Genomic DNA, 12,621 nt, shown 5'->3' on the forward strand with positions numbered 1-12,621 from the left:
TATAAGGGATAAATGGAAGACTTTGATTTAATTGATTTGAATCGTTAAGAACGCGTATAGCAAAAAGAAAGAGCTAACGAAAATTTGTCGTTAGCTCTTTACTATATTTGATTTATTAATGTTCATTACGCTTTTTATAAATAACTGTTAACACAACTAAAACAAGTAAAACAACTTGTCCTACAATGGTTTCAACTGTTGGATAGAATCCAATTGAAGCCAATACAGGTAATCCGTTAAGAATATGTGAAGGTAAAATATCTAAAAGTTGTAATTTGTGAATGCTGACACCAATAATTTTGAATGCCAGAATGTAAATCAATATAGTTGCAACTGCAAAGAATCGATGTACTGGGATTTTGCCACTAGCACGTAATAATAAGAAAGCTACAACAGCTAAAATGGCGATTGCAACACCGATCCCTAGAGCGAAGCTAGATGTCGACATATTCGGTGCAATTCCCATATAAAAGATTAATGTTTCAGCACCTTCGCGGAATACAGAAAGGAAACTGATAAAGGCCATTGCCCACACACTTTGTTTTGACATAGCATGGTTCATTTGTTTTGAAATATAAGCATTCCAAGATTTAATATTGGATTTGCTATGCATCCAAACACCGATACCGATCATCATTGCAGCAGCAAGTAAGCCTACATAACCTTCAATCATTTCACGACTTGCATTAACTGTTCCAGAGTTAAAAATAGTCGACATTAAAATCGCTAAAACAGCACTTAAAGCAATACCAATGCCTGCCCCAATATAAATCCATTTTTCCATATGACGCTGATCGGATTTTTTTAGGAAAGCAACTAAAGCAATGATAATTAATAATGCTTCTAAGCCCTCACGTAGTAGGATTAATGCTGAATCCCAAAAACTATAATTTTGGTCACCTTGAATAAGTTGAATTTGTTGTTTAAAGTGATCAAGTTGAGACTTAATATTTTTTGTATCAACTTTGTCCTTCATCAAGTCACTGGCGATAATGGGCATATCACTTTCGATACTCGTATAAAGACCAGCATTCTTTGTGCGAATATCTCCTTCGACATTTGGCCAAGTAGTGATGAATTTTTTGATCGTTGCAGATGCCTTTGAATAATCTTTGTCATCAATTTGCGTTTTTGCTTCATCGATTAAGTCAACTAATGATTGTAAAGAGAAAGTACCTTTAGCAGTTGAAGCGACTTTCTTACCAGCCCCAAAATCTGTTATGGCTTTTTGTAGTTCGTTATATTGATCTTGAATTGCATCAATATTTGGTTTTTCATCAGAAAGTGCAATACGTATGAAAGACATTTTCGTTTCAATTTTACCGTATGCAGCAATATCGTATTCGCGTACTGGTGTTTCTTTTTTCTTCCAGAAGGCATTGAAGTTATTATAAGCTGTTGTAAGTTTCTCAACATTACCTTCTTTTATCGCTGCTTGTAATTGATTAAGTGCAGGAGTCATTGCAGTGGCAAAAGCCTTTCTTTCGGCCTTTTCGTCAACCGGGTTTTCAGCTTTTTCAAGAGCTGTTAATGCTTTTGAGAGTTCTGAAAGTGCAGCTAAACGATCATCCTTTGAAGATGCATTTTGTGCATTATCCAAAGCTTGGGTAACAGCACTTGATTCTTTAGAGTCTTTGACGTTCGCTTGATTCCAATCTTTTTCAAAAGTTTTGATTGCGTCATTTGCTTTTGCATCGTCACCTTGTTTGGAATTCATAATGGCATCGCTGATAGAAATAAACAGATTACTGTAAGATTCCGCAGCAGCTACAGGATGAATAGTTGTCAATGTAACAAGGAGCAGGATGATGAGAAGTTGACTACAACGTATTAAATAATGCTTCACCTATATAACTCCCTTTTTTAATGCCAGGGAAGCAAGCAAAGACTCCGCTGCCTCGATGGGTAATATATTCATTTAATTTATCCATACGACCAAGCTGGTTTTGGATTTTAGTAAATTGTTCAGGATTTTTTTGGAATGATATAAAGACTAATCCGGCATCATAAGAACCTGTTGAATCTACAATACCTGATGAGTAAGAATAAGAACGTCTCATGATTCGGGCTTTGGATTGTTTTGCAAGGAATACATGTGAGTTTTCTGGCACAATATAGTTGCCATTTTCATCTTTACGTTCAATTTCCATAGCATCAGACTCATTTTTCTTACCAAGTGGTGCACCGCTATCACGATGGCGACCAAATGTATTTTCTTGTTCTTTTAATGCTGTACGATCCCATGTTTCTAAATGCAATTGTATACGACGGACAACTAAATAAGAACCACCTGTCATCCATGGTTTAGAGTCACCGGATTGTACCCAAACAACCTTATTCATATCTTTTTCACTGGAGGTAATTGGATTTTCTGTACCATCTTTAAATGCAAATAAGTTACGAGGTGTTTGCTTTTTGCCGTTTTCAACAGGGAATGAGTTAAATCCTGCTTGGGACCACTTCATGGAAACTTTACCTGATGCGGCACGAATTAGATTTCGCACTGCATGGAATGCAACTTGTGGATCGTCCGCACAAGCTTGAATGCAAATATCCCCACCTGTATAAACCTCTTCTAACTGGTCTTTTGGGAAATGGGGAAGGTCTTTTAGTTCTGTTGGTTTTAGAGATGAAAGGCCGAGTTCCTTCTTCTCAAATAGAGATGGTCCAACACCAAATGTGATGGATAAATTACGAGCATCTAGCCCTTTTGCTTCACCAGTATCTTTTGGTGGAAGCATACCATTTTTGTATTCCACTCCGATTGTTTCGCCATTCATCATGTGAACAGCAAGAGGTGTCCACATTTTGAACAACTCTTGCAATTCTGCTTTTGATTTGACTAAAACATTTAAAGAAGCAAAGTAGATATTCGTTTGTACAGCAGTATCAATTCCTGATTGATGTTTACCATAAAAGTTTACTTTGTTGGTTGCACTACTATCATCATCCAAGAAAACATCTTTACCAAATGCTTTTAAAATTCCTCCCATGCCAGAGGCACCAATTGCAATACCTGCAGCTCCAGCACCTGTCATTTTCAACATTTGTCTACGTGTGATTTTTTTATCTAATATTTTTTCACCATTATTTGTTTCAGTCATTAATCAATCACTCCATAATAATTCCCATTTGACTTAATGGTTCTCCTAGGTGGTTTACAGCTTCAGCTAAGGCCTTTGTATCTTCTTTAGTTAGTTTTGTATATGAAACATAACCGCCGTCTTTTGTTTCATATTTTGCTAACAAATCATTAACTGCTTTAAATTTTTCAGTTAAATCTTTTGCTAATTTAGGATCTTTATTGCTGATTTGATCTTCTAAAATAGTGAAGATTTTTTCTGCACCTTCAACATTCGCTTTGAAGTCATACAAGTCAGTGTGAGAATAAATTTCTTCTTCTCCTGTAATCTTTGATGTAGATACTTCGTTTAATAAGTCAACAGCACCAGTCATCATAAGATCAGGTGTTACGTCTACAGTTTCTACTCGTGCACGTAATTCTTTTGAGTCAGCAAGTAACTGGTCAGCTATTTTTTCATAACCTTTTGTCGTGTTTTCTTTCCAAAGGCCGTATTCGATTTTATGATAACCAGTCCAGTCTTCTTCGCCTTGGCCTTCTGCTTTTAAGTCTGCAAGACGAGCATCAATGCGAGGGTCAAGATCGCCAAAGCTTTCTGCAATTGGTTCTGAACGTTCAAAATACATACGAGCAGTTGGATAAATTTCTTTTGCTTTTTCTACATCGCCAGCTTTTACTGCTTTAACAAATTTTTCAGTTTCAATTGTGAATTTGTCCATTTGTTCCATTGCGAATTCTTTATATGCATCGATTTCTTTTTGTAATTTAGGGGATGTTGTAGAACCTGTTGTTTCTTCTGTTTTCGACTTGGAATCCTCTTTTTTAGCAGTATCTGAACTATTGCAGCCTGTCATGACAACGCTTCCTGCTAATAATATGGCCAATAATGATTTTGTCTTCATTTATATCCTTCTTTCTATTGAAATTATTTCACGTTTCAGTTTCACTAACAGTAATGATAATCATTATCAACGAAAAAATCAATAGAATTGGGGAAAAAGAATTATAAAAGTGAATATTAGCACAAGAATCTATAAAATTGTATCATGTTTTACTTGAAAATAAAGAATAAAATTTTTGCAATACTTTCCTATTTATATGAAGAGAAGTGAACCATATTCCAATATTTATATATGAAAATATTTAGACATGCTGTATATCTAATGAGCGTTACCTAGCTAAATAGATTTTGTTGCTAAAATTACAGTAAAACTTTTTATGCATGTATAATCGTCTTTAAAATGTATACAGGAAAATTCCCTAAAGGAGCTCTAGGAATGAAAAAAAGAAAAGCGCAGCTACAATATGATGATGATTTATTATCATTTATTCGGGCAAATAAAAAACAACTATATTGGCTAGCGTATAGTTATGTAAAAAACGAACAAGATGCGTTAGATATTGTTCAAGAAAGTATTCAAAAGTCTATGCGATATTATGATCAACTAATGGAGAAAGAAAAGTTGAAAAGTTGGTTTTATAAAATAGTCGTCAATACATCGCTTGATTTTTTAAAGAAAAATCGTAATTTACCGACTGAGGACGATACATTATTATTTTTGACACCGTCACAAGAAGATCATTATGAAAATATTGACCTTCAACAAGCTTTATCAACATTACCAACAAAATATCGTGAAGTTGTTATATTACGTTTCTTTGAAGATATGAAAATCGAAGAAATAGGTTATGTTCTCAATGAAAACACGAATACGATTAAAACCAGGCTTTACAAAGCATTGAAACTTTTGAGAATTGAACTTCAAGAGGAAGAAGGCGAGAATTACCATGGATAAAAAACTAAAAGAATTACAAAATCAATATGAAAGCATCCCTATTCCAGACAATTTGGATGAAGTGGTAGAAATGGCTATTAAAAATGGAAAAAAGAAAAAAACAGTACCAAGATGGCTTTTTAGTACTGTAGCAGCAGTGGCAATTTTCACTGTTGGAGTGAACATTAGTCCAGCAATGGCTCAAACATTAGATGGTATACCAGTTATAAATAAAGTCGCGAAAATTCTTACTTTCCGTGAATATAAAGTAAAAGATGAAACATATGAAGCAGATATTAAAGTACCAAATATTAAAGGTTTAAATGATGATAAATTAGAATCTAAGTTAAACGAAAAATATATTGAAGATGGAAAAAAACTTTATAGTGATTTTAAAGGCACCGTTGCAGATATTAAGAAAAATGGTGGAGGCCATTATGGTGTAGAAAGTGGTTACTCAGTAAAAACAAATGACGAGAAACTTGTATCAATCGGTCGATATGTTGTAAACACAGTGGGCTCTTCATCAACAACGATGAAATACGATACGATTGATAAAGAAAATAAAGTCGTTCTAAGTCTGCCAATGCTATTCAAAGACGATGCCTATATCAAAACTATCTCCAATTATATCGAGGAACAGATGAAGAAAGAAATGAAAGAATCTAATATGGATAAAACCTATTGGGTACAAGGTGTAGATGGACAAGATTTTGGTACATTTGATGGATCCAAGAATATTAAACCAAATCATAACTTCTATATTAATAAGCACCATCAATTAGTCATAGCATTTGATAAATATGAAGTAGCGCCAGGATACATGGGACTAGTTGAGTTTAAAATTCCAACCAAGATAATACAAAAGGATTTAGTAAGTAATCAGTATATTAAAAAGTAATAGCTAAACGAATTTTGTATAGCAACGAAGCATGATAAAAAACATGTCCCACCAAAAGGTGAGACATGTTTTTTGTTAAAGATTAATCTAGATATTCTTTTAATTCACTTTCCAAAAATGGTTTGGCGGATAACAACTCGGTAAATGCATTATAACGCGCTTTTTGTACAATAGTCGGTTTTTTACCAGTGTAGTAAGCACGTATTAAGATATTCTTTGGTGTATGCTCCATATCGATAAATTCTAGTAGTTGTGCATCATAACCTACAAGATTTAAAACTTCCGCACGAATAGAGTCTGTTGCAAGAGCCGCAAAACGTTCTTTAATAATGCCATGCTGTAACATGACATCAAGTGATGATGATTGTAGTTGACGATTTAGTTCATGTTGACAGCAAGGGACGCTTAAAATTACACGAGCACCCCATTTTACAGCACGAGCTAAAGCCATATCTGTTGCAACATCACAAGCATGAAGAGTTACGACCATATCAACGGCTGTTTCATCATTATAGTCATTAATATCACCAACTAAAAATTCTAGTTGATCATACTGCAAGTCTTTTGCGATTTCCGCACATTCTTCAATGACTTCTTTTTTCAAATCAAGACCAGTAACGCGGATATCTAATCCTTGTTCAACCTTTAAGTAATGATATAGCGCAAATGTTAAGTATGATTTTCCAGAACCAAAATCTAAAATACGAATCGTACGGTCCTTTGGTAAATAGTCAAGTGAATCATGTATAAATTCGATAAAACGGTTAATCTGCTTAAACTTATCATATTTTTGTTTCTTAACTTTGCCTTCGGGGGATTGAACACCGAGACGAATTAAGAATGGGTATGGTTGATCGGGATCCAGTAAATAATTTTTCTTTCGGTTGTGTGATAAATTTACTTTTTTCTTTTCTGTTTTTTCAGCTTTCCATAGCACTTTGTTTTTCTTAGAAAGTTGAACGTGGATATTTTCCTTCATAAATTCACCCTGGAATTGTCGGAACTGTTCAAATAACTCATTTAAACTATTACCTATCAAAGATAGAGGCACATTTTCATGTTTTAAAACACGCTCGTATTGATATTCTAATTGAATATGATAACTGCCTTTTAATTTAATGGGTTTCATCTTAACACGTTTTAAATCATTAGATTTTGTACGTGGTTGACTGATGGTTGCTGATACAAGTTCTTCTTTTAATAAATACTCGAGCAATCCTTGTTTCATTTCATTAAAATCCATCACTTTTCGCCTTCTTTATCATTTAATCATTGGCATAAGTGTATCATAATTTTGGATTTTCTAAACTGTGAAGGTAGATTTGCTACTTTTTATCGATATACGAAAGCGTCTTACCAGTCCAACCTGCAATGACGGTTAGGATTGGAGAGAGAAGGCAGAAAAATGCAAAAGGAAAGTAATCCCAAGTAGATACAGATAAAACATTTGTGATGAATATCCCACATACACTCCATGGGACAAGTGGATTGACAACAGTTCCTGCATCTTCTGCAACACGTGCTAAGTTTTTGTTTTTTAAGCCTACTTTTTCAAATTGTGATTGGAATGCTTGTCCTGTTAATAAGATAGAAAGATATTGTTCGCCAATTAATGTATTAACACCAATGGCTGTTAATGCAGCACCTGTAATAACAGAACCGACACTTTTGAATAGTTTTTCAATACGGGATAGTAGTGTTTGGATGATACCTAAAGTAAACAAAAGACCACCCATACTAAGAGCTAAAATTACAAGGCCAACAGTAAACATCATGCTATTAATGCCCCCGCGAGATAATAGGGAATCGATATCTTTAATACCAGTATGAGAAGTATACCCGTTAAATAGAATGTTCAAGACATCACCAAATCCATAGTGATGATGGAAATAAGAAACCAAAATAGCTACAATAGTGCTCGCAGCTAATGTTAAAACTGCCGGTGCTTTTTTCAGTGCCATTATAATAAGAACAACAAGAGGAATTAATGTGTACCAGTGAATCATGCCAGTTGAAAGCAATCCGGTTTTGAATGTTGTAATTTTATGTGCGTTTTGTAATACCTTTGATGGTGACAAAATTGCATATGCAATTAATGAAAGGATAAGTGCAGGAATAGTTGTCCAGCACATATTTTTAATATGTTCAAATAAATCGACGCCCATTATTGTAGAAGATAAATTGCAAGTATCAGATAATGGAGACATTTTATCACCGAAGAATGCTCCGGATACAATGGCACCTGCAGTAATCGCAAGTGAAATATCCATAGCGCTAGCCATCCCGATAAAGGCAACTCCTACAGTTGCTGTGGTCGTAAGAGAACTACCAATCGCAATCCCGACAATACAAGTAACGATAAATACTACTGCATAGAAGAAATGTGGGGTAATCGTTTCAAATCCTAAGTAGATTAGTGTAGGAATTGTCCCGCTCATTATCCAGCTACTGATTAATGTGCCAATAAAGAAGAAAATGAAAATTGCACCAAGTCCTGCCGAGGCGCCTTCCACAAGACCATTTTCTAACTCTTTGTAGGGAACTTTTTTATATAGACCATATGCCATTAATAGTAGAATAGCGATTAAAATAGGCATATGCGGTACTGATTTAAAACCAGCTATACAAAATGTCATAGTAGCAATAATTAAAATGATTAAGATGAGTGCCTCTAAAAAGGAAGGGGTCATCTTGGCTTGAATACGAAACATGGTAATTCCTCCTTCAGTGTTTACAATTTATCTAGCTCTACGCGCAAACGAGCGCGTTCCGCTTTAAAATAAAAAATCCTTCAATCCCATCGAAAGGGACGAAGGAGAACTCCGCGATACCACCCTAATTGTCAAAATTACTTTGACCACTTCATTAGTCTCAAGTTTAACTGATGGTGTAATTCATCATTGTAAAAACCTAGGCTTGCAGCAACCGCCTAGTCTCTATTTGCTGTTATCTACAACACTACAGTTGGTCCATCTCTTGAAATATACTTTTTCACTTCAACGCGTTGAAGCTATAAAGAATTTTAACATGTTTTGAGAACTAGTCAATACATTTGACGTAATTAATATATTACTAATAGTAAATTTATATAATAATAGCTGCCTACATATGGCAGATCATCTTAGGATATTAAGAGGTAAATCTGATTTAGTTTGAATTAAAAAAAGGAGTTGCCTGAAATTATATTCCGGGCAACTCCTTTTATAGTATTGATGGTCGCTATTTTTGAATAATATCTGTTTCCTTAAAATATTTCATAAGGATATTTTCAACATTTTCAAGGTGTGAGAACATTGCTTGTTTAGCCTTTTCTTCGTCCTGTTTCACAATTGCATCATAGATTTGTATATGTTCTTTAAATAATTTTTCGCGAGTTGTTTGTTTAGAATACAACCAAATTCTTCTAGTTTCTTTCATCGTTTCGAACATCAAACCAGATACTTGATCCAAAAAAATAGATAGTAAGGGATTATGCGTTGCTTTGGAAATTGCAGTATGAAACTCAAAGTCTACTTTTTCGCCTAATTCTCCATCATCCTGTAACTTGCCCATTTCATCTAAAATGTTCTGTAAGACTGCTAAATCGACATCTGTTCTATTCCGGGCTGCAGAACTAACGGTCCCAACTTCGATAATTTTCCGTACTTCTAGAAGATCGGATATATCTTCTTTATTCATAAGAATAGCAGTAGATAAAGGAAAGACCATATGATTCGCATCAAATGATTTTACAAATGTTCCTTCTCCTTGTTTTATATCAACTAACCCCATTGCTTTAAGAGCGGATAACGCTTCTCTTATTGCGGAGCGGCTAACTTGGAAATTTTCTGCAAGTTGTTGAACTGAATCAAGTCTATCTCCAGGCTGTAGTGAGCCTGTTCGTATCATTTCATGTAAAGCTTCTGCCACTTCTTCGTATAATTTTTTTGCTTTTATCTTCTTGTATTTCAAAATAGCTTCACCTCATGAACACTAAAAATACACTGATGTAGCTTCATTATACACAATATTTCTCTTCCTAGTATTTCTTTTCTAAAAATAAAATGATAATAAGTAACTCATCCGGAGGGGTGACAGGTAAAATGATCTCTCCACAATCTATCGCTGTTCCAACAGCAGCTGTAGGACTAGCACAAAAATCTATTAAATGAGATATTGTCCATATTTCGAATCAACATAATATGTTAGTTCTTTTCCATAAGGAAGTGAACTGTTGATTGATTAAATTTGAACATTACTTTTGAAAAATATAATAAATATACAATGTGGTGGTTTTAAACCTTATTAAATAAGCGCAAGAATACATAAATAATCAACTATTTTTAAGGTTATTAATAACTGAATTATATGATAGTATAGAAAATATAAAGAACTTTATTTTATAGAGTTTGTGAAGAGCTAAAAGTATTCATCTTTAACATTTTGAATTTAACTACTATATTTAGCAATTATAATAGGGGTATTTTTTTTAATGACAAGTAAAGATGGATACAAACAGAATAATATGAAGGGGGAATCTAGATGTCCGACAATATGTTCCAATTATTGGCCATTCTTATTTATATGGTTGCAATGTTGATCATTGGATGGTATGCATTCCGTAAGACGTCCAATTTAACAGACTATATGTTAGGCGGACGATCGTTAGGGCCTGCAGTAACTGCTTTAAGTGCTGGAGCAGCAGATATGTCAGGTTGGTTATTAATGGGCTTACCAGGGGCTATTTATGCAAGTGGTTTAATAGAGGCGTGGATTGCCGTTGGTTTAACTGTAGGGGCATATTTAAACTGGCTATTCGTGGCACCACGCTTACGTATGTATACGCAAGTATCTAATGATTCAATTACTATTCCAAGTTATTTAGATAATCGTTTAAAAGACAAAACAAAATTACTAAGAATTGCATCTGGTCTCATCATTTTAGTATTTTTCACTTTCTATGTCTCTTCAGGGATGGTAGCTGGTGGAGTATTCTTTGAGAGTTCATTTGGTTATAACTACCATACAGGTTTACTATTAACTTCAGGTGTAGTCATTGCATATACGCTATTTGGCGGTTTCTTAGCAGTGAGCTATACTGACTTTATACAAGGGCTTGTTATGTTTTTAGCGCTCATTATAGTTCCAATTTTTGGGGTGTTTTTAACAGGTGGTTTTTCAGGAACAGTAGCTTCAATACACGAAGTGAATCCAAAATTATTAAGCTTATTTTCGGGTGCTACGGTAACCGGAGTTATTTCAACTGTTGCTTGGGGGCTTGGCTATTTTGGACAACCCCATATCATTGTTAGGTTTATGGCTATTAAAAGTGTAAAAGAAACAAAACAAGCACGACGTATAGGAATCGGGTGGATGTTATTAAGCTTAATTGGTGCGGTTGCTACTGCGTTAGTGGGAATTGCGTATTACCAACAAAAAGGTCTAACTTTGAAAAATCCTGAGACTGTATTTATAGCGCTTGGTCAAATACTATTCCATCCGTTTATCGCAGGTATTATGTTAGCGGCTATTTTAGCTGCAATCATGAGTACGATTTCTTCACAATTAATTGTTACATCTTCTGCTTTAGTAGAAGACATCTATAAAGCGGTATTTAAAACGAACGCTTCTGATAAACAATATGTATTTTTGGGTCGCATGGCCGTATTACTTGTTTCTGTTTTAGCAATGTATTTGGCTTGGGAACAAGGCAATAAAATTCTAGACCTTGTATCATTTGCTTGGGCTGGGTTTGGTGCAGCATTTGGTCCAATTATCTTGTTAACACTTTACTGGAAAAAAATAACGAACTGGGGTGCTCTAGCAGGGATGGTAGCTGGTGCTGCAACTGCTTATATTTGGGGATCTAATGAGCATTTACATAAGGTCATGTATGAGATTGTACCGGGTTTTATCATTTGTTTAATTGTCGCAGTAATTGTTAGCTTAATTACGTATAGACCAAATAAAGAAATCGAAGATGAATTTGATAGAACAATAGAATTATTAGAACAAGAAAAAAGAGGGTAAAGGGGGCCCACCTGTAGTTTGCAAAAAAATGCGGCTACAGGCTAATTTTTTCTAAGGGGTGGTAATAAATGTTCGAATTAGATCATGTTGTATATTTTACAACAAAAAGTCCAGCTCAAATTGCGCAGGAAGTTACAATAGAAGGAATTCATCCAGTTATAGGTGGACAACATTTACAATGGGGAACGTATAATGCGTTGTTATATACTAGAAATAGTTATATTGAATGGTTGGCAGTGGAAAACGCTGATATTGCAAAAGCGGCAAAGCAACCACTTATAAAACAGTTACTTTATGATATTAATGATGGTGAAGGTTTTTACTCATTATGCTTAAGGTCAGATGATTTAAAAAGGAAAAATCTCTATTTCAGAAAGCTTGGCTATCGTACGAGTGGAGTTTTGCCAGCCGAAAGAAAAACAGCAGATGGCAAGGTCATAAGATGGAATATGTTATTTATTGAGCAAAAACTAGATGAATCCCTGCCGTATCCATTTTTTATCGAGTGGGAACAGCCTTTGCAAGAAAGGTATGACATGCTAAAAGCAGATGATACAATTCGTAAAGCAAATGAAGAATTACAAATAGAACGTTGTATTTTCAATGTGAAAGATGTAAATAGGAAACTTACACAGTGGTCACGTTTATTATCATTACCTGTAAAAGGAAATACATTGAAATTGGCTAACACGACTTTTGTTTTTCAACAATTGCAAGAAGGAAAAGAACGCCTTCAAACAATCGATATTGTGAAAGTTTGAGTTATTGACATTTATTATGTTAGGATGAACATAACTTATAATACAGAGGGCTAAGAGAGTAGAATAAGCAATCTACTCTCTTTTTAATTAAGA

Annotated in this window: 10 protein-coding genes and 1 pseudogene; 5 read left to right on the plus strand and 6 right to left on the minus strand. The window is 34.5% G+C overall.

What is annotated here, in order from left to right:
- Nucleotides 1-115 precede the first annotated feature (115 nt).
- Genes ACIQ4I_RS17150 through efeO form a run of 3 tightly spaced genes read right to left on the minus strand, consistent with a single transcriptional unit; the run spans nt 116 to nt 3,984 of the window.
- Entirely contained in the window at nt 116-1,846 is a 1,731-nt protein-coding gene (locus ACIQ4I_RS17150; RefSeq protein WP_403098202.1) for an FTR1 family protein, read from the minus strand.
- Nucleotides 1,821-3,104 carry an iron uptake transporter deferrochelatase/peroxidase subunit gene (gene efeB / locus ACIQ4I_RS17155; protein WP_403098204.1) on the minus strand — a complete coding sequence of 428 codons (1,284 nt, stop codon included), beginning with the start codon at nt 3,102-3,104 and terminating at the stop codon, nt 1,821-1,823. The genes ACIQ4I_RS17150 and efeB overlap by 26 nt, the downstream gene beginning before the upstream one ends.
- A 7-nt stretch (nt 3,105-3,111) precedes the next feature.
- Complete coding sequence (gene efeO / locus ACIQ4I_RS17160; RefSeq protein WP_403098206.1) at nt 3,112-3,984, minus strand: iron uptake system protein EfeO; 873 nt, start codon at nt 3,982-3,984, stop codon at nt 3,112-3,114.
- 375 nt (nt 3,985-4,359) lie between these two features.
- Between efeO and ACIQ4I_RS17165 the strand changes: the two genes are divergently transcribed.
- The gene (locus ACIQ4I_RS17165; RefSeq protein WP_403098208.1) at nt 4,360-4,878 is read left to right on the plus strand and encodes an RNA polymerase sigma factor SigV; all 519 of its coding nucleotides are present in this window, start codon (nt 4,360-4,362) and stop codon (nt 4,876-4,878) included.
- Nucleotides 4,871-5,758, plus strand: coding sequence for an anti-sigma-V factor RsiV (gene rsiV / locus ACIQ4I_RS17170; RefSeq protein WP_403098210.1), 888 nt, complete (start codon nt 4,871-4,873; stop codon nt 5,756-5,758). Before ACIQ4I_RS17165 ends, rsiV begins: the two co-directional genes overlap by 8 nt.
- An 82-nt stretch (nt 5,759-5,840) precedes the next feature.
- Here rsiV and ACIQ4I_RS17175 read toward each other — a convergent pair whose 3' ends face one another.
- The 3 genes from ACIQ4I_RS17175 to ACIQ4I_RS17185 all read right to left on the minus strand — a co-directional run bounded on the left by ACIQ4I_RS17175 (nt 5,841) and on the right by ACIQ4I_RS17185 (nt 9,709).
- On the minus strand, nt 5,841-7,001 hold the full coding sequence (locus ACIQ4I_RS17175) for a class I SAM-dependent methyltransferase (RefSeq protein WP_403098212.1): 1,161 nt from the start codon (nt 6,999-7,001) through the stop codon (nt 5,841-5,843).
- An 82-nt stretch (nt 7,002-7,083) separates the two neighbouring features.
- Complete coding sequence (nhaC, locus tag ACIQ4I_RS17180; protein WP_403098214.1) at nt 7,084-8,469, minus strand: Na+/H+ antiporter NhaC; 1,386 nt, start codon at nt 8,467-8,469, stop codon at nt 7,084-7,086.
- A 508-nt stretch (nt 8,470-8,977) separates the two neighbouring features.
- The gene (locus ACIQ4I_RS17185; RefSeq protein WP_403098216.1) at nt 8,978-9,709 is read right to left on the minus strand and encodes a FadR/GntR family transcriptional regulator; all 732 of its coding nucleotides are present in this window, start codon (nt 9,707-9,709) and stop codon (nt 8,978-8,980) included.
- A 95-nt stretch (nt 9,710-9,804) separates the two neighbouring features.
- On the opposite strand from ACIQ4I_RS17185, the pseudogene ACIQ4I_RS17190 reads away from it, so the two are divergent.
- From ACIQ4I_RS17190 to ACIQ4I_RS17200, 3 genes and pseudogenes are all read left to right on the plus strand, one after another.
- Nucleotides 9,805-9,897 (plus strand): annotated as a pseudogene (locus ACIQ4I_RS17190) (L-lactate permease); the annotation flags it as partial.
- Between the two features lie 382 nt (nt 9,898-10,279).
- Nucleotides 10,280-11,767 (plus strand): sodium/proline symporter PutP, encoded by a 1,488-nt coding sequence (putP, locus tag ACIQ4I_RS17195; RefSeq protein ID WP_403098217.1) that lies wholly within the window; start codon nt 10,280-10,282, stop codon nt 11,765-11,767.
- A 68-nt stretch (nt 11,768-11,835) separates the two neighbouring features.
- The gene (locus ACIQ4I_RS17200; protein WP_403098219.1) at nt 11,836-12,528 is read left to right on the plus strand and encodes a VOC family protein; all 693 of its coding nucleotides are present in this window, start codon (nt 11,836-11,838) and stop codon (nt 12,526-12,528) included.
- The last annotated feature ends 93 nt before the right edge of the window (nt 12,529-12,621 follow it).

Source organism: Rummeliibacillus sp. NPDC094406, assembly GCF_044763875.1.
Lineage (GTDB): Bacteria > Bacillota > Bacilli > Bacillales_A > Planococcaceae > Rummeliibacillus.

What these genes read in the sequence shown, in the direction of transcription:
- efeB (WP_403098204.1), bottom strand. Translation starts at nt 3,104, where the DNA reads ATGACTGAAACAAATAATGGTGAAAAAATATTAGATAAAAAAATCACA.
- efeO (WP_403098206.1), bottom strand. Translation starts at nt 3,984, where the DNA reads ATGAAGACAAAATCATTATTGGCCATATTATTAGCAGGAAGCGTTGTC.
- ACIQ4I_RS17165 (WP_403098208.1), top strand. Translation starts at nt 4,360, where the DNA reads ATGAAAAAAAGAAAAGCGCAGCTACAATATGATGATGATTTATTATCA.
- rsiV (WP_403098210.1), top strand. Translation starts at nt 4,871, where the DNA reads ATGGATAAAAAACTAAAAGAATTACAAAATCAATATGAAAGCATCCCT.
- ACIQ4I_RS17175 (WP_403098212.1), bottom strand. Translation starts at nt 7,001, where the DNA reads ATGGATTTTAATGAAATGAAACAAGGATTGCTCGAGTATTTATTAAAA.
- nhaC (WP_403098214.1), bottom strand. Translation starts at nt 8,469, where the DNA reads ATGTTTCGTATTCAAGCCAAGATGACCCCTTCCTTTTTAGAGGCACTC.
- putP (WP_403098217.1), top strand. Translation starts at nt 10,280, where the DNA reads ATGTCCGACAATATGTTCCAATTATTGGCCATTCTTATTTATATGGTT.
- ACIQ4I_RS17200 (WP_403098219.1), top strand. Translation starts at nt 11,836, where the DNA reads ATGTTCGAATTAGATCATGTTGTATATTTTACAACAAAAAGTCCAGCT.